Source organism: Bacillus sp. 11C (genome assembly GCF_055486375.1).
Genome location: NZ_JBUPVZ010000004.1, coordinates 1 through 26615 on the forward strand (window position 1 = coordinate 1; position 26615 = coordinate 26615).

Below are 26615 nucleotides of genomic sequence, written 5' to 3' on the forward strand. Positions count from 1 at the left end.
TACCAACACGAAGAAAGTTCAAAGTGGTCAAAGAAATGTCTGCAGGAACTTATTCTCTCCAATTGTTATGTCAGGTAGCCGGCGTTTCAAAAAGTGGTTATTATAAATGGCTGAGAAAACAAAAATCGCCTTCTGAAAAACAGATAGCGGATGAGAGTGTAAAGAAAAAAATCATGGATTGTCATCAAAAACATAGAGGAATTTATGGATATCGGAGAATACAGGTATGGTTGAAAAAAATGTATGGATTACATATCAACCACAAGCGTATTCAACGCCTGATGAATGAATTGGGGATCCGGGCAGTCATCCGAAAGAAGAACCCCTATTACGGCAAGAAAGAAACGCACGTCACTTCTGACAATCATCTAAACAGAGATTTTACAGCTTCTAAACCTAATGAAAAATGGGTAACGGATATTACCTATTTAATGTTCAACGGCCAAAAACTGTACATGTCTGTGATGAAAGACTTGTATAATAATGAAATCGTTGCTTACCAGATCAGTCGCAGGAATGACCTGAAACTTGTAGTAGACACTCTTAAAAAAGCAAAGAAAAAACGAAATGTAAAAGGAGTACTCCTGCATAGCGACCAGGGTTTCCAATATACATCTCGCCTCTACCACAACCTACTCAAAAAATATCAGATGAAAGCCAGTATGTCGAGAAAAGGAAACTGTTGGGATAATGCTTGCATGGAAAGTTTCTTTAGCCATTTTAAAACGGAATGTATGTACTTATATTCATTCAAAACAGCTGAAGCAGTTCAAGACGCAGTATGTAAATATATTAGTTTTTACAACCATCAACGGTTCCAAAAGAAATTAAACAACCTGAGCCCATATCAATACAGGACTCAGGCTACTTAGTGCCTTTTTAACACTGTCTACTTGACAGGGGTCACTTCACTTTGGCCTGTGCATTTTTATTTTCTATTGATTCTTCGTTTTTTTGCTTCATTCAGTTTCATGATATTTTTTTCGATTTTTCTTATTTTTCGCCTTTGCGGGATTGTTTTCACTTCATGATAAACAGCGATAAACCCGCTTAATGTTACTACTGCGATGTAAAGAACACGATGTTTGATAAACCGGTCAGCACGCTCGTGATCCCCCTTCTCTTTTTCCAGCCTTTCGATCACATCTTTACCAAACAGCTGATCGAATCGTCAAACAGCTGTCAGACGAAGCCATTTCTTTGTGTTAGGTACTTTCATTTGGTCGACAATATGTAATAATGTAATGTACTGTTAGAAATTTTAATCCAAACAGCCACATATGATGAACAGCGGTTAATCTGTTGTCATGCGAAGCTTCTATCAGAAAGGTCTCAGATAAAGGAAGCGGACAAGTTCCCGCTCTGGTTTGCAGATAAATTCCCTCATCTCCAGCTCCGTTTTTTCTCCGCCTGCTTGTCAAAACCAGTTTCTCATGATGATGATAAGGCTTTAAAATGCCTGTCATGCTGCTGAATGGAAGCGGGAGAGAGATGTTCATATACCCCTCTTCATTTGAACGATACACTGAATATAGAGCGGTAAAAATGGTTTCGTTTTTTTCATTTGTTCTGATCCAGGCACGCACTCTTTTTCTTCCGTCTTTTTTCGAATGAACACCCTTTATCGTGCTGTACATTTTATACCAATCAGGGTTCGTCGACAGATGTATTTGGCCGATTTTTCTGCTGAACCATTCGTAAACAATTGCAAGCGGCCGAAACCACGTGCTCCACATCACTTTTGCTTTCACATCATACTCAACGGTTTGTTCATAAAACGATAAAATAAATGGCGCCAGTTTTTCGGGTGAAAAATCTTTTGAACGAAGGCTTCTCATATCATCCACAAGCCCTCTGTATTGAGCGTTATTTTCAGCTTGAATCTCAGCTAAAAAGGCTTTTCCAATCCTTCTTTTTCCATAGATCCGGCTGAATATCTTTACACTGTCTGCATCAAAAGGCTTTGGATCTTCTATTCTCCATCCGATGAGAGCGGGCAGTATCACAGCAAACGCGTTGATAAAACCGTGAATCCAAATCATCTGATTGATGCTCAGTGTAACTTCCTGCCGAAATACACCAAATGAATAAATCATCGAAAAAGTGATCGTTAACATTAAAACGGCAGAAGAAAGCCGAATAAGAATTTTTCCCGTCTTGCTGCGAAAAGCTGTGGTGAACACCAAATATGCATGAAGATAAAGCGCCGCCATATAGATGCCAACCGCAATGACATCAAGTGTTTTTGAATATGTGATGCCAACCGCGATAAGAATGGGCGAAAACAAAATCACCCATGTTATCCAACTGTACAACATCCGATTATTTCTGGCGATTCTTCCGAGCAAGCCGTTAAAGATCGGGATCAGAAAAGCTGAATAGTGAAAGTGGACAGCAGTCAGCAAAATGATAAGCGGGCTAAATTGCATGATCTGCAAATGTGCAGCATAAGCAAAAAACCAAAACCCTCCACCCGTCAAATAGATAAGCCCGAACAAAACTGAGGTTTCTTCGATTCTATGTATCTTTGTATCCCGCAAGCGAAGGAGCGCGTACAACGCCATAAAGACAGTGTAGATCCACCAGATCAGAGCGAACCACCCGATGTCTGTCACAAGAGCCAGCACCGCAAAGAAAGCGGCTGCCGGATAGCACTGTATGAAACCAGATTCCAGAAATTGAGCAGCCCGAGGCGGCGATTGATGAAAGACAAAAGGAAAAATCCCCGGAACGAAAAAGAGGATGGATAACAAAACAAGCGCCTCTGCCACTGATAGATGGGGTGTTTCCGCTGCAAGAAACCCTATAAAATAAAGCGTACTGATCATGCCATTTCGTTTTAACATGATTCTCTCTCTTCTTCCTGAAACGTTCCTTTATAATAGAAAAGAGTGCCGAGAATTGTATTTTGCACATGCACTTGAATGGTGAAGCAATTCTTGCTTTCATCAAACGTTTCGCAAACAACCGATGTGCCGGTCAGCCATTTTGGCAGCGGTATTCGTTTTCCGCATATCAACAGCCATTGCTTTCCCGATGTAATCGTAAGAGAGCCGTCAAGAGATGCCTCTAACACTAAAACAGAGAGCAGAAGATGAGGTCTGCCGAAGAAATCGAGTATTTTGTCTTCTTTTTCGTCGTATACCATTATCGCGTCAAAAAAACGTTCTTTGCCTTTAAAGAAAAATGTACGATTCCATTCTATCCCGATATGTTCCCGATTCATAAGACAAGTTCTATTTTGTATCGCAAAAGGGATGTCTTTGCCTCTTTCTGAAAAGAAGCACCTGAAAAAAACACCCAGCTTTAACAGCATTCTGACCAGAAAAGAGCCTCCGCTTATTTCTGACATCGTTCCTGTCCCGCTGAATGTATGCGCTTCGTCTAATTGATATCGTTTTTGCAGCTTGGGATGCAGCAAATGATAGTTCTTGATCGTTTTTTCATAAATCGAATTCACAATGTCACTTCTTTCTCTTTCGTTTAGTGTGCCGGGCACTAGGGAGCTGAAGATTAAGAACGCCGCTTGCCGCAGAAAACACACTCAACAGAATTGATAATAATATCTCGGAACCTAAAAAAACGAATCCAGCATAGATAAAAGCCTGGACTGCATGAATGATCCATTTTCTCTTTAATGGAATGAGCCACAGAATACCCCCTCCTATCTTCGCTGTTCCTGCAAAGATACTTGTTTCAAAACCTGTAAAGCCTTGATAAAACCAAAACAGACTAAAAAATAAACATATGAACACATAGACGATAGCCGATCGAATGGAGTGTTTCGGATGTTTGTTTTGCTCAATCCAAAGCCTTAGTACATCAAAGCTCCATGCAGTCGCCCAACCAAGCAGCGGCCGAAAAAATAAACGATCGATCCATCTTCCCGGCAGTCCGTAGGCTGTTTTGTATTGGTACTGTGTTAAAAACGTCATTTTCCCGTTGTCTCGCTGTATATACTTCCAGTAGCCATTACCGCGCCTAATCAGGGATAACGGATGATCAGAGCCAAAAGCCAGTGAAGAAACTCTTTCTGATGAATATTTGTCGAAAACACCGACTGTTTCTCCTGTACCCGATACCTTTAGCCCAAAGCCTATTCTTGTTTCGTAAAGAAACTTCTGCTTTTCGTATTGCTGCTTAGGCAAATATGTGATATTTGAAAACCGGAGATCCCATTCTTTATGCAGCGCTGGGATTTGCGTATATTCCCAGAGCGTATCCAGATCAGATCTCACTTCGATTTCTACATAAATCGGTTTCTGTCTCACAGCCCCTCCTCCCTTCGATTTTAAGCAATTCCATATTATCATATTGATTGTTTTTAAAAATGCATTTATCCTAAAAAAAGTATCTTCATCCTGAAAAATGCATAAGAAAAAGAAGAGATGTTTCTTTCTCTTCTTTTTAAAAATCTATTTGATTCATTACTGAGTTTTAACCGTTCCATAATGAGTAATTGTGGCGTTTACACTGTACGTGATGTCGGCCTTACTGAAGGTGTCATCCCAGTTCTTTTTCACCTTTTTCCATAAGTCCGGATGTTCAAGTCTTAATGATTCATCAAAACCCGCAACATCAGCTTTATAATCTTGCTGTATTTTTTTTAATACATGACCGACTATTTTTTTCACTTCGTTTTCAATATTCTTTTCAATACGTCCTATAAACTGTGTGTCCAACGTGTCATTTGTGTTCCAGTTTTCAACCAAATCCCCTTCCGATTCAATATCGACATGGAATGATATATCCGTTCCTTTTATTATAGGCTTGATTTTACTTTTTATATAATTGATATCGTACGCGATAATCTGCTGGCTCTTTTTATCATAGCACTTTACAACTCCGCCTTTTCCTCCTCCGGCAATCCAAGCAATTCCCTCCGTTTCATATTCATCTAAAAAGCCGATCATTTTTTTAGACTTCCCGTTAATTACCGCTGATCCGGAATACTTGACCGCTCCATTTGCCGAGACTGCATTTTGCAGTAAAAAACTGCTGCCGGAATGCAGTTTACCGATTAGTTTCGCGAGTGTTACAGGGCGAAGTATTCTGGAAACTTTATGTTCATTCTCAACTAATCCAGTCAGCCGAAATGCCGGAATTTCACCACTCTCTTTCAGTTGGAGGGCATCTCTCGCCTTCCCTTTTGCAGATAAAACAAGACAGCTCAGCCTGATTTCATTATCACGAAAAAATTGATCCAGCATTTTGTCGATAGGATATGTACGCAATACATCTTCACTCATGACAACCACTTTTAAATGCGGGCTAAACACTTCACGGTCCCTTCTTAGCGCAACCTCGCTCCCAATCTGTTGTAACGAATCACCTGTTTCACTCATATTTTGATACGCTTTTTGCGTTCCTTGTCCGCCGCCTCCTCCGTTTTGTCCCGCACCTACCACTTTTTCATTAACAAATTGATAGGTCAGTGTAAGGTTGTCTTGTTTCGGATAGCTCCCTCCCTCTTCTTTTAACTCTTTTTCGGTATTTGTTTCTTTTCCTTTATCAATTGCGATAGCAAATGTGAGACCAAGCTCTTCTATTTCCTTGCTGCTCCAGCACCCTGTTACACAAATCATAAACAAACATACGATGACAATAGCGGACACTGGATGTTTGATTTTACGTTTCACCTCTTTTCCTCCATTTCGATATGACTAAAAGCAAAATCGGCAGAGCGCCAAATATATACAAAGCCATATGACTGACTATATCGCCCAAAATAAACACATCATTTTCATTTTTGGGCATGCAAGAGAGAATAAAAACAACAGGAAGCAGCCAAAACATACATGAAACGGGTTTCTTTTTGAAAACTTGCGAGACTCCTAAAGAAGCTGCATAAAAAGTGATAATGAACGTGGCAAAAAGCTGCATAATCCAAATGACTAGCAGGAATGATTCAAATCGTTCAAATATTAAACCAGATATCTCAAAGCTTCTCATCAAGTCAAGTGCCGGCCATGTTCTCGTTACAACACCGTCAACGGATATTGCACCGATAACCATAATCAGCGTAAAAATATAAAAACATGTCACAACACTTGTCCCGATTACAACCGCTTTCAACGCTTTTTTCGGTTTCTTCATAAACGCTACTAGAATAAGCATAATTTCAGAACATGTAAACGAAAGTGCCGTTGTTTTCACTCCTTTGAGAACCGGCATGATTCCATCTCCTAATACAGGGCGTAAATTGTTGACCTCAAATATACCTATACTCATGAGGGCTACAGTTAAAAAGATGATGACCGTAACCGGAAAGATCATTTCAAAAAGCCGGGCAATGGGATCGAGCCCTTGTGTAATTGAATAAAGCCCGATCCAAAGAACCGTCATGACTATCGCCCACGATGGCGTCCCTTCAAGGAGAAAAAACACAACAATTTCTGACATGACTCTCACTTCGAAGGCACCGAGAGCTAAAAAATAAGTAATGAAAATGAGACTGATTAAAGCGCCGAGCCATTTGCCTACAATATGACCAGCATATTCATAAAACGTCTCCTCAGGATACTGCTGGCTTAATTTCACGATGACTATTCCGGCAATGATCGCGATAACCCCGCCTAATAAAATGGAAATCCATCCATCAGGCGATTTTGTTTGTTCTGTTACTGTCCGAGGGAGCGTGAGAACTCCTGCAGCGAGCATATAATTAATAATGATCACCGTTGCTTGTGCGGTTGTAATTTTACTCTTTGGGCTGGACATGAGATTATCACCATCCTGTCGAAGTCGTCATTTCACCCGTTTTGCATTATCTGTATTCATGATTTTTGGTCTGCGTTTCATGACTAAGAGAGGCATTCTGATGATAAAATCTTTCCAATCTTTCACATAATAAGGGACCGCTGGGCTTGCGTATGGAAGACCAAAGCTTTTCAACTTTACGACATGGCTGCTTAACAGCAGATAATACATAATGACACCAAATAACCCAAACACCGCCGCGCAAAACATCGCGCCAAACCGAAGCATCCGAAGTGCGATGCCTGTACTGTAATGCGGGATGGCAAATGAAGAGATTGCTGTGAGCGCAACAACAATGACCATGATAGGACTGACAATGCCCGCTTGCACAGCTGCTTCCCCGATAATTAACCCGCCAACGATGCCTATCGCAGGTCCGATGGGTTTTGGCAGACGAAGCCCCGCTTCTCGTAAAATTTCGATCGCAATTTCCATAAATAAAGCTTCAATGATTGATGGGAATGGAACACCCTGACGCGTCCCAGTAATTGAAATTGCCAGCTTGGTTGGAATTAACCCTGGATGAAAAGAAATAAATGATATATATAAAGCCGGTGCAAATAACGTGATGATTGCTGCAATGAACCTCAGTAATCTGATAAATGAACTTGGGAACCACCGTTCATAATAATCTTCAGGCGATTGAAGCACCATGCTGAAAGTGACCGGAACAAGCAAAGCAAATGGGGTGCCGTCAAGCAGAATGGCTACTCTGCCTTCCATTAATCCGCTGATGACGCGATCAGGCCGTTCTGTACTTTGTACTTGCGGAAAGGGACTGAGATAATTATCCTCGATCAGCTGTTCAACATATCCAGATTCCGGCAGATGATCGATCTCAATTCCTTTCACTCTTTTTTTTACTTCCTCGACCATTTCTGGATCTGCTATGTCATACATATAAGCGATGATTAAATCCTTTTTTAGCCTTGTCCCTACTTCAAATCTCTGAAAAGTTAATTGATCATTTTTTCCTTGCTGCCTTAAAAGAGCTGTATTCGTACTCAACTCTTCTGTAAAGCCCGTACGCGGCCCTCTGACAAGCGCTTCTGATAGCGGCTCCTCAATGCTTCGATTTTGTTTCTTTATAGTTCCCAGAAGAAAGACCTGCGGCATTCCATCGATAAGAAGCGCTGTTGAACCCATGAAAACATCCAGCACGACATCACTGATTTTTTCTGCTTCTACCACATCACAGATTGATCCGATTTGATTCTTTATATCCTGCGAATTTAAAATGCCTTTTCCGGATTGAGAAATGTCCTCTCTTACCTGATTAGGCTGATTCATGACCAGCAACGCTGATACTCCTTTATTAATCGAATCTTGATCAGACAGTCCATCAACAAAGATCAATGCTGCTTTCACATGTAAATGAGTGATTTCAAATTCCCGGATATGAACGTCTCCGTTATGTCCGATCTTTCTTTTGAATAGCTCAATATCGCACCCAAAGTTACCGGTTAACACATCTTGGTCCGGCTTTTCAGCTTTAGATTGATCTGAGCCTTGATGCTGCTTCTGTGTTTTGTACTGATTGTTCCGCCACCTCATGATTGCACCTTCTTATTTTTCAATCCAAGTAAATACTTTATTAATTGCATATGGAATGAGGAATACAACGAATGCTTGAAACCATACTGTCCAGTCAGTAAGTGTTGATATCATATTATCCATCTGTCAATTCCTTTCTCTCTAATAGGATTATTTTTCCCATACATCTATTTTTTATGTTCCTCTTTTTTGACAATAAAAAAAGCATGATGAATGTCTCATCATACTTTAGTAAATCAAGGTTAAAGAAGGTTTAGAAGATAGCCGCCAATCACACCGGTGAACACAACAACCCACGGAGGCAGTTTCCAATAAGCAAGCATACTGAACAATACAGCCGCAAACGCAAAATCAATTGGATTCAAAATCGCACTTGTCCAAATCGGAAAATAAAAAGCTGAAATTAATATTCCGACTACCGCTGCATTTACGCCTGCAAGAGCTCCCTTTAGGTTAGGGTTCCTCCGCAAAACATCCCAATAGGGCAACGTACCTAAAATTAGCAAAAACGCCGGCAGGAAAATGGCAATGGCAGCTAACATTCCGCCTTGCCAGCCGCCCATGATTGCACCTAGATAAGCGGCAAATGTAAATAACGGTCCCGGTACAGCTTGTGCTGCACCATATCCTGCTAAAAAAGCTTCTTTGCTGATCATTCCAGCTGGTACAAATTCCTGTTCCAATAACGGCAATACAACATGTCCCCCGCCAAAAACCAAGGAACCCGCCCTGTAAAAGCTGTCAAACATAGAAAGCCAACGCAAATCCGCAGTTTCTCGAAGGACGGGCAGAAGAACAAGCAATCCGAAAAATAATGAAAGACACACGGTTCCGAATGTCTTAGAGATAGGAAAATGAAAAGCTGATTCTTTTTTGTCGATAGACTCTTTAAACACCAGAAAACCAATCGCTGCGGAGATGACGATAATGCCAGCTTGGGTATACGCGGTTTGCCATAAAAGTGAAACAATCAATGCAAACAATGCCATCGTTTTTCGTTTGACATCGGGCGTCAGTTTTTGAGCCATTCCCGCTATAGCGTGGGCAACAACTGCGACCGCTACGATCTTTAAACCATGAATCCATCCGGCTTGCTCTATATTGGTGTGTTTTAATAAAAGAGCAAATATGATCAGTGCCAAAACAGAGGGCAGCGTAAAGCCGAGAAATGAAACGATCCCGCCAAGTAACCCGCCACGCATAACACCAATTCCAATCCCAACTTGACTGCTCGCCGGACCAGGCAAGAATTGGCACAAAGCAACCAAATCGGCATAGCTTTTTTCATCAAGCCATTTTCTTTTGCGAATATATTCTTCATAGAAATAGCCCAGATGAGCAATGGGACCTCCGAATGATGTAAACCCAAGTCTTGTTGAAACAATTAAAATTTCTATCAGCGTTTTAAAGCTGTTGCTCTTATGTTCGTGCATCGCTTCCTCCCATGTTCTCAGCATTTAAAAAAAGCAGAAATACTCCACTTAAGTATAAAAAACTGAACCATATTTGCAAGCGCTTGGTTGAAATGATAACGAATCTTAACTATATGATAAAAAAAGGCTCATTTTGAGCCTTTTTTCAGTTCGGAATCAATTAATATTCCAGTTTGAAGCTTTCTGCCTGATCTGACACTTCCACAGGTATTCCCATTATCGTTTTCGGTTTAGAAACGTAAACAAAACGCATCTCTTTCTCCAGTTGCTGAAACGTTTTTTCACTGACTACAATCCTAGCCGGCTTTCCCGGACTGTTATCAATGGCTGCTTTGATTTTTCCAAGCATAAAAAACCTCCTGTTTTAGATTCTAACTCAAAGAAATGACCATCATGAAATTGAGTACAGCAAAAACTCCTGAAAAAAAGGCGATCCCCTTGCTCCGCCTCCAGAAATACAGTACGTTGGCTAATAAAACAAAACTGATGAACCCATCAAATCCTCGCAGAACCATTTGGTTGAACCGGATTTTTTCTCCAACCATAACAATTGCAGCTGCACAAACAATCATCAGGAAAAAGACGAAAATATACACTTTCCACTCTCTCGCTGTATTTTCTTTCTCATACATGCAAAACTCCCCCTTTGACAGAAATGTTCATGAACTGACTGCAAATAAATAATGAAAGCGATGGCCATGATCTTATTAGTTATTATATGATTTAATTGAAAAAACATCATCTGTCAAGAGGTAAACGAAATGGATCAAAATCATGAAAATCCATTACGGGATATTACGGAAAACATTACTCTGGAGGCGCCTATTCAGAAAGTCTGGGAGGCAGTCTCCTCTTCATAAGGCCTCGTTTTCATTTCGCCCTTCGTGCAGAATAAACCTTATCAGAAAATCGACCAGCAGACTGACTCAGAATGTAAGAAAAAGAGTGATTCAGAAACATAGAAGATAAACTAATATAAGATAAATGATGCGGTCGATGAAAAATCGGATTTTTCTGAGTGATTTTGGACAGCCCTTTTTTCCTTCTATATTGTAACTGTCCAAGCCGCACAATCAATTCGCCATATCATAAAGCGTATGAACAATAAAGGAGGAGTATATATGGGTTATTACAAAAAATATAAAGAAGAGTATTATACGGTCAAAAAAACGTATTATAAGAAATATTATGAATATGATAAAAAATACTACGATCACCGTGATAAAAAAGATTACGACTGTGATTATGACAAAAAATATTATGACCACGACAAAAAAGACTATGATTATGTTGTAGAGTATAAAAAGCATAAGAAACATTACTAAATTCCATTAACATCTCCTCATTTTCACTTTTTCCCCGGTTGAATACCGGGTTTTTTTGTTTGACCTGCTGTGGTTTAATTTGAAGTTTTCCTTAATGACGATGTCTAAATTTATATTGAATATTTAGTACATAGTTTAATTAGTTTATATTAGTGTGTATTTGTTGCTGCTTCCAAGTATTACAGGTGCAAAGAAACTTTTGTAAACTCTTTGAGGACCATACATAAAAGGAGAGGTTCTTTGTCTAAAAACATAGTATTTTATCTCATTTTACTTTGTCTATTTATATCTTTTGCAATGAAAAGCTTTGAGGTGATAAGAACGATTGCCAATGTTAGCTGCTTTGTTTTCGTATTGCTGTATGTTAAAGACGAAATGAAAACATACTCACGTAAAGCGTTAACAACTCTAAGTATTTGTTTTCTTTTTTTAGTCGGTATCTGTGTTTTTATCATTTTGCAAGGACAGACATTTATGAAACATCACCTCTTTTTCAAAGGCTGGGAAACGATAGCTGGCATTCTTTTGATTATCGTTTCTTTAAGCATTTGTACTTTTATTTTGAGGAAGATTTCAAATCGTTTAAAACGATTGTGAACTGGTCCTTTCATTATCATAATGTTAAAAGTGTCGGAATGGAGGAGCAGTTTCTCTCCTTAAACAATCCCAATATGAAATATTTTGTCGATTTATATCCACAAATCCAGTTCCAAAATAAGGTATAATAAATGACGAAGCCATTATCAAAAGGGGGAATTGTGTTGAAAAAAGTATTGATTGCAGGTGCAATAGGAACAGCAGTTCTTTTCGGAACACTTTCATCGGGTATTCCTGGCTTGCCCGCGGCAGACACTCAGGTCGCAAAAGCAGCTTCCCAGCTGCCTAAAGGAATCGGCGGCCGCGCCTATCTGAACAGTACTGGCGCCGTTTTCACAGCTAAAATCAAGCTTCCTGACACCGTAAAAAATGATGACTCAGTCTCTACTCCGTATATTTATTCAGGATTTAGCGCAAAAAGCGGAACTGAGGCAGATCTCGGGCTTCAGTACAGCAAACAATACAACGTCTGGAAACCTCTCATGAAGGTCGGATCCAAAAATGATGAAACGTACATCGAAGGAAAAGACAAATTCACATATACCAAAGGTTTTCGTCCTGGAAGCACTGTCCAAATGACAATCTATAAAAATTTGAACGGCAATACACGCATGACCCTTTGGGGAACGAACAATGACGGGTATACAGGCCGGATTATCACAGAAATCCAAGGAACCAATATCGGCACAATCTCAAAATGGAAAACTCTTGCTACCGCGGCTGTTTCGTATGAAAGTCAGCGTTCTGCCATCAAAGCAACCTTTTCGACAGCCTTTAACAACATTACAATCGACAATAAAGCCGTCACTCCTGTGGTAGATACGCAGGATTTTGCAAATGTTTCTGTTTCAGGAAATAACGTTTCAATTTCTGTTAATAAATAAACGAAACAGCAAAAGGCCGCCGGCATTGCCAGGCGGTTTTATTAGGACAATTACACAAAAAACGGCATGCTGTTCATAGCTCGGATTATATTAGAAATAATCATCAGAATCTACAGCTTATGTGTTTGCTTATATCATTTAAATATAGGGTGGAAAATTGGTATGAAATACAAAACAGGTCCTTTTGGAATGCTTTTGGTTATTATAGCTCTTCTAATATCAATATATTTTATGTTTAATACAAAAGCGTAGATACCTGCTGGATATGATCTAGCTATTCATGGAATTGTGATATCAAGAACTTTAATGATCGCTTTTACTTTGTATCTAGTTTCAAAATTAGGATATTTTCTTCTAAATAAATAAGATTAACTTTACTTTTTTATATGAGTCTTTGGCATATATGGTTTTATCTTTTAGCTCAATTTAATTCATCTTCAAGATGTCTTAATAAAATTAAGATTGCCTATTAATCAATAATGAGGCAGCATTAAACCGCTACCTCAAATGAAAGCTTGTCCCCATGTTTATAGTTGATTAACTTGAAATCATCTATGGTAAAGTCATAAAAATCTTTAACTTCAGGATTGATCCATAATTCAGGTGCTTCAAACTGTTCTCTTTTCATTTGAATTTTCAAATTGTCTATATGACGTGTGTACACATGGCAATCGCCAATATTAAAGATATATTCACCAAGCTCATAACCAGTCACTTGAGCAATCATGCGCTGCAAAACATTATACTGAAATACATTGAAGGGATTCCCCAGCGCCATGTCATTGCTCCTCGCTCTTACCTCGAGGTGGAGCTTCCCTTGTTTAACGTACCACTGTGTCTCATATACACATGGTGTTAAGGCCATTGAGTCTAGTTCATCCGGATTCCATAGCATTGTAATGTGTCTCCGTGAAGATGGGTTGTTCTTCAATTGCTGAAGAAGATAATCGACCTGATCCACTTTTTCTCCATTTAGATTTCTGTTTTTCTTCCCCAGTTGAAATCCATAAGCATGTCCGATGGTGCCGTCTTCTTGTTTCCACTGATCCCAAATAGATACGCCCATTTTGTTTAATTCAGTAACATCGTTCGATTTAAGCTGCCAAATCCAGAGCAGCTCTTTAATGGCCGTTTTCCAGGCCACTTTTTTGGTCGTTAAAATAGGTATTTCTGAGTTGTCGAATCTCATCTGCTTACTGATTACACTAAGTGTGTGAGCCGGTGTTCCATCAGAGTCCCATTTGGTTCTTACATTAAATTCTTCGTCTGAGATTCCATTATTCATAATATCGTTAATGATTGAATTGTATTGTTTATCGAATTGAGTCATGACTATTCATATCCTTCTTTCATTTTCAGTTACTTGGCCTAATTTATTATGAAAACAATATTAACGCAAATACTAAGCACGTGCAGATAAAATGAGTTCTTATTCCAATCACTGTGTATTTAAAGAGGAGTCAGCCCCTCTTTTACACTGTATTTCTCCATAACATAGTCTGTTACGCAGCTTATAGTTACCGCCAGTTTGATACATACACCGTTTAATTTGGTTTAAATCAGTGTCATTACTATTTTTCCTTTATACTTTAATATCTTTGATAAAAGTATTCTTTTATAGAGATGCTTATCTTCATCGACATCTCTATCCTAAATATGGTAAAATAGATAGCAATGTTAAAACTGTAAAAATATAAGAAAGGGAGCATTGATATGTATATGAGTACTATAATTTTAGCATCCATGCTTTTATGGGGTGCAGTTATTCAAGAACTAAGTAAACCTTCAAAAAAGCAAAGCATTCGAAAAATTGTTTCTTTGACATCTTTAGGTTCTTTATCAACTTTAGTTATTACGATTTCACTTTTTCAAAACTTCTCGTTTTAAAATTTGTTTATAATTAAATCCTTCATATTAAATTATTCATTTTTGAATACGATAAGATATACCTTGGCTAACCTCCATGATTATCCTCCTTCAGAAAATCAGCCAAGGTTATTGTTTTACTTCGTTCCAGTTGAACCATGCCCGCCTCTATCTTCATTTCCGAGGTGTTTAACCTCAACCAATTCAACTGCCGGCATTTTCTTCATCATTCTAAACTGGCAGATCCGATCTCCTTTTTTAATTTCTGTATCACGTAAGGCATAAGCGGGAAAGAACCAAAAATCGCTGTCACCCTTGTACGATTCATCGATAACACCCATTGAATTTGTTTGAATAACACCAAAGTTCTTATATGTACTTGAACGGGGAACGACATGTGCTTCGTAACCCTCAGGCAATTCCATTGCTACACCTAATGGGACAAGTTGGAATTCATCTTTTTTAATTGTTACATCTTCAGCAGCTCTGAGATCAATCCAATCTCCTTGCTCAATTTTGCTGATTCTCGTTTGGGTTTCATCTAGATATTTGATTTTAATTTGCATTGTCATATGTATGACTCCTTTAATATTTTTGAATTATCATACGGTAAGGCCTGTTCTTGTGTCATTTTCATCAGTTATAAATTGAAGAAAATCGTTTCAAAGCATTGAAGCAGAGCTTTTCTATGTCACTTCTGCCTTTGCAGTATATCGAAACATAGCCGCTATCTGCCAACAATAGGACAAGTTCGCAGTCACTGTCAATAAACTTTTCATATGTCTGGCCTTGATAAGTTTTTTTCCAAATGGATATGCATGCAGATCGACGAAAATGGTATAGTACTGATTTGTTTTTAATCGTTTCGCAAAGTCAGCCCCTTCAACAATTGCGTAATCATTAAAGAACTCCTCATCATCTAGCTCTCCATCTACAACATAATAAGATTCCCCACTCGTTTGTGCCACATATAATTAGCTATTTCTAACGGCTGCAGTATTCTCCATAGATCATTTACATATTCATTCGGTATTTGAAAATGAACTCCCCTTTTCATATAAACGCCTCTCTAAAATTATACTCAATTGTTAGGTTGGTGTAACACGAAATCGACTGCCATTTGATACCGCTCTTCTTTCTTATGAAATAATCATTTCACAAATTTTCTTCGTCTGTACAATAGGCGCCCTGTATTCCCCTGTTCTTTATCAAGAAGAGGTCAGTCCAGCCAGTACCTTCATATAAGTGTCCTGCTTGTTGTTCGGGGTACTCCTATGTTGGAGAGTTCCAGTTCATGAAACCTTTCGGAAGCCAGCTTCGGCATCGATGATCACCTTCTCGTATACCATGGATTTACTGTTGAATGATTTCAAATGAAGTTGAATAAAATAAGATTGAACACATCCAGCAATTAACATTTATTTTGCGGTAAAATGCGTTTTTTACTATTCCATAAGAAGGAAGGAAGCGATGATGACAAAGCTTTGCCGAGAAGTTTGGATCGAAGTCGATCTTGATGCCATAAAAAAAAATTTGCGAGCGATTCGCCGTCATATTCCAAATAAGAGCAAAATTATGGCTGTCGTAAAAGCGAACGGTTATGGTCATGGGTCTGTAGAAGTGGCGCGCCATGCCCTGGAACACGGGGCGAGTGAGCTCGCTGTTGCCAGCGTAGAGGAAGGAATCGTTTTACGAAAAGCGGGCATTACAGCACCTATCCTTGTGCTTGGTTTTACATCCCTTAGCTGTGTGAAAAAATCAGCAGCTTGGAATATTGAGTTAACAGCATTTCAGGTTGATTGGATTCAAAAAGCGAACAAGATATTGGAAAACGACGAGAGTACTGACCGATTGGGTATTCATATTAATGTAGATACCGGTATGGGCCGATTAGGGTTACGCACAAAAGAAGAACTTTTAGCAGTAGTGAAAGCATTAACAGCAAGTAAATTCCTAAGATGGGCAGGTATCTATACCCATTTTTCAACAGCTGATGAACCAGACACCACATTAACCAAGCTGCAGCACGATAAATTTATCAGTTTTCTCAGCTTTTTAAAAAATCAAGGCATTGAATTGCCCACCGTACATATGAACAATACGGCTGCGGCGATCGCTTTTCCTGAATATAGCGCTGATATGATTCGTTTAGGCATCGGCATGTACGGCTTATATCCTTCAGACTATATCAAACAACTAAACCTCGTTAAGCTTGAACCTGCATTAAGTTTAAAGGCGCGCATCGCTTATGTGAAAACCATGCGGACAAAACCCCGAACCGTTAGCTATGGTGCTACATACATCGCAGAACCCGATGAAGTCATCGCTACACTCCCGGTCGGATATGCTGACGGTTATTCTCGTGAACTTTCCAATCGCGGAATTGTTCTTCATCGCGGAAGACGAGTGCGAGTGGCGGGGAGAGTGACAATGGATATGATCATGGTTAGTTTAGGTGAGGACGGTGAAGGTAAACAAGGAGAGGAAGTCGTGATTTACGGTCAGCAAAAAGGAGCTGAGATCACCGTTGATGAAGTTGCTGACATGCTTAATACGATTAACTACGAAGTGGTGTCAACATTAAGCCGCCGCATCCCTCGTTTTTATATAAGAGATGGCGAGATTATCAAGATATCAACTCCAGTAATGTACGTGTAGAATTTTACGTGCGTTTTTTGCAAATACTATATGCTGACCAAGATTCTTCTATTGGGGGATTTTACTTTTCCGAAACCTACCTCCTATAAACTGAGAGATATAATGCGCCAAATTAATGATTGATATACCTTAAGAACTGATTTTTCATGGTGTTTTTATCGTGTCGAGAACGAAAATGCTCTTTGCGTTCTTTACATGTACGCCCCTTTGTTTCCGGCATGAATTTGTACACAAAACCGATCACAAAGTTTAATATCCAAAGGAAAAAACACTTAACCCAGAACTAAGTTCTCTTAATCTTTGAGGGAATGTTTCCGCTCTGTAAAAGACCGCACTCCTTGTGTGATCCCTTCCCTAGTTGTGTATTTTTTTCTGCTTCTGCACGCTTATCTTCTTGAATTTGTTTAAGACACACAGCGTTTCCTTGATCAAAAGGGATTAGTAGATGTTTTATAATACTTTATATTTTTTATCTGTTTTAGTAACTCATTATAGATAGAGTCAATCGTGCTTTTTAAGCTTGTTAAATGATATAGAAACAGCTAGTGTAGATCATAAAAAACACCCCTTACGTTAACGTGAGGGGCTTATTTGTGTGTAAACATACTTCCGATTTCTTCGTGAACCAAAAGTTTGGACGGATACCAAATCAGGTTTTGAATCACAAAACGAAAAGGATTATCTGCTTTTCCCTCCAATAGTCAGTACATTCGTAGTTACATTAGCACTGCCATTACTTTGATATCCCTCTACCGTAAGTGCGGTTTCATACATCTTACCCATTGGCATTCCTAAGCTTTCCCACTTCTTGAAGTGTTCGCTGACAGATACAGTTCCGCTCGTTCGTTTTGTCTGCCGGACACTCCAATACTGTTTAAATGTTGCGATACCTATGATAGAGGGTTGGTTGATTCGAATCGTTTCATAAATGTCATATGTGCCCCCATCAACAGTAATAGTACCCTTTGGCGTTCCCGTCGGCCTATAGGTGCCCCAATTATCGACGATATAATATTCAACGAGCGGGTCCTTCGTCCATCCATACACACACAGATAGGAATTTCCGCCTGGATTGAAGGTTGCGTTATAATGAATTGATATGTTTCCAAGTTGTGAGTGAGTCTTGGTTGAATCGAATTTCTTGCCTTTTCGGAATAACGCATTCCCAACGTTATTCCAATGGGCACTAAACGCGCCGCCGCTATTGAGCGTCATACTGGTGTTCCCATGATCCTTCCACAATTCATAATCATAGCCATCTTGGGTGCCGGTTTGATTTGAGGTGATTGTAGTTGCCGCCTGTGCGGACCAGGCAGGTAATGTCAAGGTCAGACTAAATAAAGCTGCCAACAAAAACCTCATTCTTTTTTGTTTCATTTGGTAACCCTCCAGTTTGATTAATTTGTATTTAGGTCTTACCGTGATGATTTGTTTTTCTCACCACCTTTCAAAACAAGGAAACAAATTACATAGTAGTTATATTGTCGTTCCTGCTATCTCCCTAAAAAGTTTCATTTAGAATGTAATTCCTTTATGTTTTTTGATGGGAAATAGAATTGCAGTAATTGATTTTTTCACCAAAGAATTTCATTAATTGTTCTTCCGTTGATCACCTGACATTTCGTCCCGCACTTCTCGTTCGACTTTTCGAAAGCTCTTCAAAGCCGAATTAAGATCCTTTGTGTGAGTGTAAATTGTCTTATACAAATCAAATAGTGTTTTATACTTTTGAACATTTTGTTCCTTTGGATAAAATACAGCAGCCTCACGAATGAACTGCTCTGCACCTTCTTCAAGGGATTCAAACCACCTACTCCCAAAGGCAGCTAGCATAGCGGCCCCCATGGCTGGACCTTGTTCATTTTCTAATTGAATCACCCTCGCATTGAAAATATCTGCCTGCATTTGAAGCCACGTTTCATTTTTAGCTCCCCCACCGATAGAAACAACAGTATGAACTGATTTACCCGATTCGCGAAATAGCTCAATTGATTCACGTAAAGAGAAGGTGATGCCTTCCATTACTGCCCTCAAAAAATGCTCTCTTTTGTGAGCTCCATCCATTCCGATCAAGCTTCCCCGAATAGAAGAATCCGCATGCGGCGTTCTTTCGCCAACCAAATAAGGAGTGTATAATAGTCCATTTGCCCCTATCGGAATAGATTCCACCCCCTGCAGTAATTGCTCAAACGATTCGTTTGGTGCAAACGTTCTTTTAAACCAGTCCAAACTGTATCCTGCAGCAAGCGTGACCCCCATCGTATAAAAAGAATCCTTTTTTCCATGATTAAAAAAATGCACTTTCCCTTTAAAATCTCTTTCATTGCCTTCTTCGCAGGAAAGTATGACCCCTGATGTCCCAATACTGCATAGTGTTTTTTCGGAAGAGAGAATACCGGCTCCGATAGCACCACAAGCGTTATCTGCTCCCCCAGCGTACACTTTTGTTTTTTCCGATAGTCCTGTCTCCGCCGCAACGTTGGGAAGCAACGATCCTACACATTCATGAGATTCAACAAGCGGAGGACAAATAGCTGCAGAAATACCAAATTGATTGCAAATATCATCACTCCACTCCTTGTGAGTAATATGTAAAAGTAAAGTTCCTGCTGCATCGGAGTATTCGGTGTGAATCGCACCAGTCATACGGAATCTCACATAGTCCTTCGGAAGCAAAAAAACAGCAGTTTTTTTAAAAAGTTCAGGTTCATGTTCCTTCACCCATAACATTTTTGGTAATGTAAACCCTTCTAGAACACGGTTTTTTGTGATGTCAAGCAGATGATCGCCAAATTCCTCGGTCATCCTGTTACATTGAGGCGTCGTTCTGGTATCATTCCAAATAATGGCACGACGTAACACCTGTTTGTCTTGGTCAAGCAGTACTAACCCATGCATTTGTCCTGAATAGCTTATTCCGTCAATATCCTTGGCTTGAACGTTAGATATAGAAACCAATTCAGCCAATGCATCAATTGTTTGCTGCACCCAGTCTTCAGGATTTTGCTCACTATATCCCGCCTTCTCTTGGATGAGCGGATATTCTTTGGATGTTTCTGCACAAACCTTGCCGTTTTGATTAACTAAAATGGTTTTAACAGCACTCGTTCCAAGATCTATTCCAATGACATACTTCATGTTTTCACTCCTTAACCCTTTAAAAACCATTCACTCTACATAAATCCGAATTTTAGAAATTACCCGTCATATCCATAATCAAGAGGTAAGGAATCATGACGGGTAGTTCAGGTAACTTGGCTATCCTGCTATATCTTTTACGGCAGGACATGGAGCTTCTCTTCCATCTGTTATACTTCTAAAATGTATTGGTTCAATATTGCTTTTAATTGTTCCTGTCTTCCAGATTCATTTTTAATTGATTTATTATTTAGCGCATATTGCTCAAGTGTATTAAAGTTAGCTCTTCCTTCTGAAATTTCAAGACCAATCCCTTCAGTAAAGCTGCGATAACGATGTTGAATCACATCTTCAAACACACGTTCTTTGATCAATTTGTGAGCTACTTTCAATCCTCTTGCAAATGCATCCATCCCCGCAATATGGGCATATACTAAATCATCAGGCTCAAAAGAAGATCTACTGACCTTTGCGTCAAAGTTTAATCCGCCGCTTCCAAGGCCGCCATTTTGCAGGATCTCGTACATTGCTAATGTCGTGGAATATAAATCTGTCGGAAATTCATCCGTGTCCCAGCCTAAAAGAGGATGACCTTGGTTCGCGTCAACAGAGCCAAGCAGACCGTGTACTCTTGCCATGCGTAATTCATGTTCGAATGTATGTCCGGCTAATGTGGCATGATTGGCTTCGAGATTTAATTTAAAATGATTGTCTAAGCCATATTGCTTCAAAAAGGCAATGGTTGTTGCTGCATCTGTATCATATTGATGAGTGGTCGGCTCCTTTGGTTTTGGTTCAATCAAAAACTGCCCTGTATACCCGATTTCCTTCGCATAATCCACTGCCATATGCATAAATCTGGCCAAATTATCAAGTTCAAATTTTAAATCGGTATTTAACAATGTTTCGTATCCTTCACGGCCGCCCCAAAACACATAATTCTCGGCGCCAAGTTCTTTTGCTGTTTCTAGCCCTTTTTTTACTTGGGCAGCAGCATACGCAAACACATCTGCATTGCAGGAAGTCGCGGCACCATGGACGAAACGTGGATTCGTGAACATGTTTGCAGTATTCCATAATAGCTTAACGTTGCTGGTTCTCATGTACTCTTTCATCATGCTCACGATACGATCTAAATTTTGATTCGTCTCTTTTAACGTACTTCCTTCGGGTGCAATATCTCGGTCATGAAAAGCAAAAAATGGTGCATCCAGTTTTTCAAACAACTCAAATGCTGCTTCTACTCTCGCCTTGGCCAGATCCATTCCTTTATACTGATCCCACGGCCTTTGCATCGTAGCCGCTCCAAAAACGTCTGTGCCATCAGCGGTAAATGTATGCCAATAAGCAATAGAAAAACGCAAATGCTCTTTCATCGTTTTTCCGCCGATTACTTCTTGAGCATTATAATATTTAAATGCTAAAGGATTAGTGGAATCTGTCCCTTCGTAAACCACTTTGTTTACGCTTTCAAAATAGTTAACTGAACTAGAATGAGATTGAGCCATGTGATTTCCCCCTTAAAAATAAATTCAGGCGCATTTTATGCCATATTGTAAGTAGATTGTTTATTAGTTTGTTGCTCAAACAAACTAACTTATTTTCATCTTATATAACCTCATCCGCATTTTCAATATTTTTTTAGTTTTTTATGAACACATTAGATATAATAAGGGTAAGATTCGCTATGTACCATGTTTCATACTGAACACATAAAAATTTCAACTTAATTTATAGGTTATACAAATGGAGTGGATGAAGTGGATATCGCAGATCAAACCTTTGTCAAAAAAGTAAATCAAAAATTATTATTAAAAGAAATACTTAAGAACTCACCTATTTCAAGAGCTAAATTATCTGAAATAACTGGTTTAAATAAATCAACTGTTTCATCACAGGTAAACACATTAATGAAAGAAAATCTTGTATTTGAAATCGGCCAGGGACAATCAAGCGGCGGCAGAAGACCTGTCATGCTTGTTTTTAATAAAAAGGCTGGATACTCCGTAGGAATAGACGTTGGTGTGGATTATATTAATGGCATTTTAACAGACCTTGAAGGGACGATCGTTCTGGATCAACACCACCATTTGGAATGCAATTCTCCAGAAATAACGAAAGACATTCTAGTTAATATGATTCATCACTTTATGACACATATGCCACAATCTCCGTACGGGCTTATTGGTATAGGCATATGTGTGCCTGGGCTCATTGATGAAAATCAAAAAATTATTTTCACTCCGAACTCCAACTGGAGAAATATTGCCTTAAAACCTTTCATCGAAGAGAAGTTCAATGTTCCTGTTTTTGTTGAAAATGAGGCAAATGCCGGTGCATATGGAGAAAAAGTATTCGGTGCTGCAAAAAATCACGATAACATTATTTATGCAAGCATCAGTACAGGAATAGGGATCGGTGTCATTATCAACAATCATTTATATAGAGGTGTAAGCGGATTCTCCGGAGAAATGGGACATATGACAATAGACTTTAATGGACCTAAATGCAGTTGCGGAAACCGAGGATGCTGGGAATTGTATGCATCCGAGAAGGCTTTATTAACATCTCTTCAGACTAAAGAGAAAAAAGTGTCCACTCAAGATATCATAGACCTCGCCCATCTGAATGATATTGGAACTTTAAATGCGCTACAAAATTTTGGATTCTATTTAGGCATAGGCCTTACCAATATTTTAAATACTTTCAACCCACAAGCCGTCATTTTAAGAAACAGCATAATCGAATCGCATCCAATGGTTTTAAATTCAATTAGAAGTGAAGTATCATTCAGGGTTTATTCCCAATTGGCCAATAGCTATGAGTTATTGCCATCTTCCTTAGGAAAGAATGCACCGGCATTAGGAATGTCTTCGATTGTTATTGAACTTTTTCTAGATATCGTTACATGATTAAATTGTACAAAACTCTATGTTCTACGCTCATCTTCAAAGATGAGTTTTTGTTTTGTTGGTGTAATGTTGAATAAGACCATTTTATTAAGGATACCTTCTCCTATGAAAAAGGAGTTCTTCAATAGAAGTCTCCTTTTCACGTGTATATTATTTTTCTTTATAACGAAAATACCTAAAGTCGGCCGGAATATGATTACCGCTGGTATCTTGACATTGCATTCCTACAAAGGCACCTGTGAAGAACCCTCCTCCACGGATGTAATCATCTGATAATTTTTTCGATTCCAATGCAATGTCAATTTTTCTCCAATCTTCTTTGTTAAAAGAATAGAAATAATAATAGTTTTCCTTTTCAATTTTTACTCTTAGATATATATACTTTACCTCACGAGGAATAACAATTTTATTTTTTAATGGCTGTGAAAAAGAGAAGTTATCACATATTATTAATTCAAGAATACGGCCAAGTTCTTCATCATGCGTGACTTGAAGAGCCGTCCAGTTCTCAGTATTGTAATAGTTCACCAATCCGGCAGCTTGTTGAAAATTCTCCGGATAAAACTCAACTGCAGTTTCCGCTTCAAAATGGAGACTTTGCCAACGTCTGGCTACAAATGCCTGAGTAAATGTCGAGGTTAATGATTCATGGCCGTATAATCGCAAATGATTTGGCACTTGAGTCAATGAACCTAATTCATTTGTAAACGGGATCCTTAACGTTTGAAAATGAATATTTAATGTAGAATCCTCGAATTCATCAACCTCCGGGTAGGTTGCTGGAAACATTTTTTCTGATACAGCAGGGGCTTCTACCTCCAAACTTCCTTCTTTTCCACCAACTATATAAGGCCATTCATCTTTCCAATAGAGTTTTTGAATAGCTGTTTCCCTGCCCAAAGGGCAATATCCTCTCTGCTGAAAAATGGAATCATCGTCAGGATGAATAGGACGTCCCGTTAAATGAGCTAAATACCACTCACCTGTATGTGTTTGAACAATGGAGGCATGTCCACATTTTTGCAGTGGATTTTCTGGAGCATGCCACGATGTTAAGAGTGGATTATCAGGATGAACTTCATATGGCCCTTCAATATTTGAAGAACGGGCAATTGTAGCAGCGTGTTCGAACCGAGTTCCTCCTTCTGCAGTTAATAAATAATAATAGTTCCCGATATGATAAAGGTGCGGAGCTTCAGTCAGCTTTCTATCCGTTCCTTTAAATATAACTTTCGGTTTACCAATTAATTTTTGCTGCTTATCAGAATACTCCTGTATGACAATTCCTCCGAATGAGTGCCGATCAATACGCTGATCCCATAACATATTTAATAAATATTTTTTTCCATCTGTATCATGAAATAAAGATGCATCAAACCCCGAGCTATTTAATGTAATCGGTTCTCCCCAGTCACCATTAATCGTTTCACAAGTCACTAAATAATTGTGACAATCTTTCCAAGCGCCATCTACGACCTTAACATCCGTATAGATCAGCCAAAACCTTCCGTCGCTATAACTTAAACATGGCGCCCAAACCCCACCTGAATTAGGGTTTCCTTTCATGTCTAATTGTGAAACTCTCTGTAATGGATGTGCAACTAAGTGCCAATTCACTAAATCTTTTGAGTGATGTATCTGTACTCCTGGAAACCACTCAAATGTAGATACAGCGATATAATAATCCTCTCCTACCCTACAAATACTTGGATCGGGATTGAATCCTTTAAGTACTGGATTGATAATCTTCATTTGGGACTCCTCCTCAGCTATTTTCTTTTCACTCATCAATGTTTAAGCTTTGAATTCATCAATGTTATCCAAATAAACTTTATCTCTATTCTCTAATTCTCGTACCATGTTTTTATATTTTTTCTCATCTAAATTATAGAAATGAATATCAATCATGGCTAGAACCAGTAAGAACACGGGAATAATGGTAGTTGTAATTAAAATTCCCGTTAATGCCTCCGGCGTTTGTGCCTGATTTGCCACATATCCAAACTTATCTAGAACCAATCCCGGTACAACCCCTCCCAAGGCCATGCCAAATTTAAAGAAAAATCCGATGATAGCGTATATGAGCCCGCCCATTCTTTTCCCAGTCCTATACTCTCCATATTCTATTGTTTCAGGAATGAGCGCCCACATATATCCCCCGGCAGTGAGACTTCCAGCAGCAGCGATTAATCGAAAGAAGAGTATGAGGTATATATGACTTGACGGAACAAACAGTAAAGCTAGGAGGCCGATTATATTCAGTAATAATGCATAGTTTAGTAATTTCTTCTTCCCCAATCGTTGATGAAGCTTTGGAATAAACGGTAAAATGACCAATGCAGGCAAGCTTCCTATCAAACCGTACCACTTCACTAAATCCTCTCTTCCTAAGTTATACGTCACGTAATAGATGCCAACTGAATTACTGATTGAATTCACTCCGAAAATGATAATAAAGAAAATACTTAATACAACAAGCGGACGATTCACATGAAATTGCTCAAATATATCAGAGAATTTAATTTTCTCTTCAGATTTTTGAAGAGTGACACGCTCTTTTGTGCTTTTAAAACAATAGATTAAAAGGAACGCGCCTATCATTCCCAAAATACCCATGGTTAGTTGCCAGCCAAGAGATTCGTTACCAAAAGTATCGCTTAAATAGGCAGCCAGTAAGGGAACAAAAAAAGCAACGACAAGTCCTCCAAGATTCGCAAATAACATACGAACAGATGTTATACTAACAACTTCTTGATTATTTCTAGTCATTGCAGAAGTTAACGCGCCATATGGAACGTTTATCGTTGTATATGTAAGCGACAAGCCAACATAGGTCATATAGGCATATATTAATTTCCCCATCTCCGAAAAATCTGGGGTTGTAAAACAGAGTATGGCCAGTATGACAAATGGAAAAGCTCCGAATAAAAGATACGGTCTAAAGCGTCCAAATCTGCTGTTCGTTCTGTCTACTATTGTTCCGATAAAAGGATCAGCGAGGGCGTCAATTATTCTAACCACTAAGAACATCGTACCGGCTGTTGCTGCCGATAAGCCAAATACATCTGTATAGAAGAACAAAAGGTAAGTAGACACCGTTGCATAAATTAAATTACATGCGAAATCCCCAGACGCATATCCAACTTTTTCAACCATCCTAATCTTCTTTACATTTTCACTGAGCATGATTACTCCCCTTTTCGATCCTTTAATATGGAACAGTAAGAAATGGAAAAAATATCTCCAGACTTATGCCCAGTGTTCTATAAAAGCGCTTTCAAAAAGGTGTAAAAATTCTAGTGGTTTACTTTACTGAGCATTATCATCATCTAAATAGTGATCAGCAAGCAGTAAATTCATCTGTTTTTCGTCGAGGCTCTTCCCCCTTTCATCCATATTGAATAAGAACTTATCTTATGGACAACTGTAAGTTCGCCTCGTTACTTTGTTGACTAAACAAACTAACTTGATTTAATATTATAAAATCCT

At 39.0% G+C, this 26615-nt stretch carries 22 protein-coding genes and 6 pseudogenes; 8 read left to right on the forward strand and 20 right to left on the reverse strand.

Features of this window, described 5'->3' with window-relative positions; translation table 11 throughout:
* Window positions 1–872, forward strand: an 872-nt coding sequence (locus tag ACY3LV_RS07225) for an IS3 family transposase (RefSeq protein ID WP_464863586.1), incomplete at its 5' end; no start/stop codon positions are given.
* A 56-nt stretch (window positions 873–928) separates the two neighbouring features.
* Here ACY3LV_RS07225 and ACY3LV_RS07230 read toward each other — a convergent pair.
* The 10 genes and pseudogenes from ACY3LV_RS07230 to ACY3LV_RS07275 all read right to left on the reverse strand — a co-directional run.
* A pseudogene (locus tag ACY3LV_RS07230) lies at window positions 929–1165 on the reverse strand (hypothetical protein); the annotation flags it as partial.
* 40 nt (window positions 1166–1205) lie between these two features.
* On the reverse strand, window positions 1206–2846 hold the full coding sequence (locus ACY3LV_RS07235) for a YndJ family protein (RefSeq protein WP_464863587.1): 1641 nt from the start codon (window positions 2844–2846) through the stop codon (window positions 1206–1208).
* Window positions 2840–3460, reverse strand: a complete 621-nt coding sequence (locus ACY3LV_RS07240; RefSeq protein WP_333560369.1) for a DUF4166 domain-containing protein — start codon at window positions 3458–3460, stop codon at window positions 2840–2842. The genes ACY3LV_RS07235 and ACY3LV_RS07240 overlap by 7 nt, the downstream gene beginning before the upstream one ends.
* 4 nt (window positions 3461–3464) lie before the next feature.
* Window positions 3465–4271 carry a hypothetical protein gene (locus ACY3LV_RS07245; RefSeq protein ID WP_333560370.1) on the reverse strand — a complete coding sequence of 269 codons (807 nt, stop codon included), beginning with the start codon at window positions 4269–4271 and terminating at the stop codon, window positions 3465–3467.
* A 156-nt stretch (window positions 4272–4427) separates the two neighbouring features.
* A complete protein-coding gene (locus ACY3LV_RS07250) occupies window positions 4428–5639 on the reverse strand; it encodes a Ger(x)C family spore germination protein (protein ID WP_333560371.1) in 1212 nt (403 codons plus the stop codon).
* A complete protein-coding gene (locus ACY3LV_RS07255; RefSeq protein WP_333560372.1) occupies window positions 5629–6720 on the reverse strand; it encodes a spore germination protein in 1092 nt (363 codons plus the stop codon). Before ACY3LV_RS07255 ends, ACY3LV_RS07250 begins: the two co-directional genes overlap by 11 nt.
* Window positions 6721–6747: 27 nt before the next feature.
* The gene (locus ACY3LV_RS07260; RefSeq protein WP_333560688.1) at window positions 6748–8316 is read right to left on the reverse strand and encodes a spore germination protein; all 1569 of its coding nucleotides are present in this window, start codon (window positions 8314–8316) and stop codon (window positions 6748–6750) included.
* 239 nt (window positions 8317–8555) lie between these two features.
* On the reverse strand, window positions 8556–9746 hold the full coding sequence (gene chrA / locus ACY3LV_RS07265; protein ID WP_333560373.1) for a chromate efflux transporter: 1191 nt from the start codon (window positions 9744–9746) through the stop codon (window positions 8556–8558).
* A gap of 160 nt (window positions 9747–9906) precedes the next feature.
* Window positions 9907–10095, reverse strand: a complete 189-nt coding sequence (locus ACY3LV_RS07270; RefSeq protein WP_148961729.1) for a hypothetical protein — start codon at window positions 10093–10095, stop codon at window positions 9907–9909.
* A gap of 22 nt (window positions 10096–10117) precedes the next feature.
* Window positions 10118–10378: a hypothetical protein gene (locus ACY3LV_RS07275; protein ID WP_148961934.1), complete on the reverse strand. Its 261-nt coding sequence runs from the start codon at window positions 10376–10378 to the stop codon at window positions 10118–10120.
* A 129-nt stretch (window positions 10379–10507) separates the two neighbouring features.
* Here ACY3LV_RS07275 and ACY3LV_RS07280 point away from each other — a divergent pair.
* The 5 genes and pseudogenes from ACY3LV_RS07280 to ACY3LV_RS07300 all read left to right on the forward strand — a co-directional run.
* Window positions 10508–10603: pseudogene (locus ACY3LV_RS07280) on the forward strand (SRPBCC family protein); the annotation flags it as partial.
* A gap of 264 nt (window positions 10604–10867) precedes the next feature.
* A complete protein-coding gene (gene cotC / locus ACY3LV_RS07285; protein WP_087991446.1) occupies window positions 10868–11071 on the forward strand; it encodes a spore coat protein CotC in 204 nt (67 codons plus the stop codon).
* 240 nt (window positions 11072–11311) lie between these two features.
* Window positions 11312–11668: a YoqO family protein gene (locus tag ACY3LV_RS07290; RefSeq protein ID WP_148961730.1), complete on the forward strand. Its 357-nt coding sequence runs from the start codon at window positions 11312–11314 to the stop codon at window positions 11666–11668.
* A gap of 161 nt (window positions 11669–11829) precedes the next feature.
* Window positions 11830–12552, forward strand: coding sequence for a YrpD family protein (locus ACY3LV_RS07295; RefSeq protein WP_333517857.1), 723 nt, complete (start codon window positions 11830–11832; stop codon window positions 12550–12552).
* Window positions 12553–12671: 119 nt separating this feature from the next.
* Window positions 12672–12918, forward strand: a pseudogene (locus tag ACY3LV_RS07300) (hypothetical protein).
* A 124-nt stretch (window positions 12919–13042) separates the two neighbouring features.
* Here the strand turns inward: ACY3LV_RS07300 and ACY3LV_RS07305 are convergent.
* The 4 genes and pseudogenes from ACY3LV_RS07305 to ACY3LV_RS07320 all read right to left on the reverse strand — a co-directional run.
* Entirely contained in the window at window positions 13043–13882 is an 840-nt protein-coding gene (locus ACY3LV_RS07305; RefSeq protein WP_464863588.1) for a thymidylate synthase, read from the reverse strand.
* Between the two features lie 673 nt (window positions 13883–14555).
* Complete coding sequence (dutA, locus tag ACY3LV_RS07310; RefSeq protein ID WP_148961733.1) at window positions 14556–14990, reverse strand: dUTP diphosphatase DutA; 435 nt, start codon at window positions 14988–14990, stop codon at window positions 14556–14558.
* 64 nt (window positions 14991–15054) lie between these two features.
* Window positions 15055–15475: pseudogene (locus ACY3LV_RS07315) on the reverse strand (DUF2691 family protein).
* 129 nt (window positions 15476–15604) lie between these two features.
* A pseudogene (locus ACY3LV_RS07320) lies at window positions 15605–15677 on the reverse strand (hypothetical protein); the annotation flags it as partial.
* A 214-nt stretch (window positions 15678–15891) separates the two neighbouring features.
* On the opposite strand from ACY3LV_RS07320, the gene alr reads away from it, so the two are divergent.
* Complete coding sequence (gene alr, locus ACY3LV_RS07325; RefSeq protein ID WP_148961734.1) at window positions 15892–17076, forward strand: alanine racemase; 1185 nt, start codon at window positions 15892–15894, stop codon at window positions 17074–17076.
* 112 nt (window positions 17077–17188) lie between these two features.
* Here the strand turns inward: alr and ACY3LV_RS07330 are convergent.
* The 4 genes and pseudogenes from ACY3LV_RS07330 to xylA form a co-directional block, all read right to left on the reverse strand.
* A pseudogene (locus ACY3LV_RS07330) lies at window positions 17189–17394 on the reverse strand (MFS transporter); the annotation flags it as partial.
* Window positions 17395–17754: 360 nt separating this feature from the next.
* Window positions 17755–18453 carry a glycoside hydrolase family 11 protein gene (locus tag ACY3LV_RS07335; RefSeq protein ID WP_148961735.1) on the reverse strand — a complete coding sequence of 233 codons (699 nt, stop codon included), beginning with the start codon at window positions 18451–18453 and terminating at the stop codon, window positions 17755–17757.
* Window positions 18454–18666: 213 nt separating this feature from the next.
* A complete protein-coding gene (gene xylB / locus ACY3LV_RS07340; RefSeq protein WP_148961736.1) occupies window positions 18667–20214 on the reverse strand; it encodes a xylulokinase in 1548 nt (515 codons plus the stop codon).
* A 170-nt stretch (window positions 20215–20384) separates the two neighbouring features.
* Window positions 20385–21722, reverse strand: coding sequence for a xylose isomerase (gene xylA, locus ACY3LV_RS07345; protein ID WP_148961737.1), 1338 nt, complete (start codon window positions 21720–21722; stop codon window positions 20385–20387).
* A 252-nt stretch (window positions 21723–21974) separates the two neighbouring features.
* On the opposite strand from xylA, the gene xylR reads away from it, so the two are divergent.
* Window positions 21975–23126 carry a transcriptional repressor XylR gene (gene xylR / locus ACY3LV_RS07350; RefSeq protein WP_333560378.1) on the forward strand — a complete coding sequence of 384 codons (1152 nt, stop codon included), beginning with the start codon at window positions 21975–21977 and terminating at the stop codon, window positions 23124–23126.
* Between the two features lie 150 nt (window positions 23127–23276).
* Here the strand turns inward: xylR and xynB are convergent, their stop codons facing one another.
* Together xynB and ACY3LV_RS07360 are read right to left on the reverse strand one after the other, a co-directional pair.
* Window positions 23277–24878: a xylan 1,4-beta-xylosidase gene (xynB, locus tag ACY3LV_RS07355; protein WP_333560379.1), complete on the reverse strand. Its 1602-nt coding sequence runs from the start codon at window positions 24876–24878 to the stop codon at window positions 23277–23279.
* A gap of 42 nt (window positions 24879–24920) precedes the next feature.
* Window positions 24921–26312: an MFS transporter gene (locus ACY3LV_RS07360; protein WP_333560380.1), complete on the reverse strand. Its 1392-nt coding sequence runs from the start codon at window positions 26310–26312 to the stop codon at window positions 24921–24923.
* Window positions 26313–26615 lie beyond the last annotated feature (303 nt).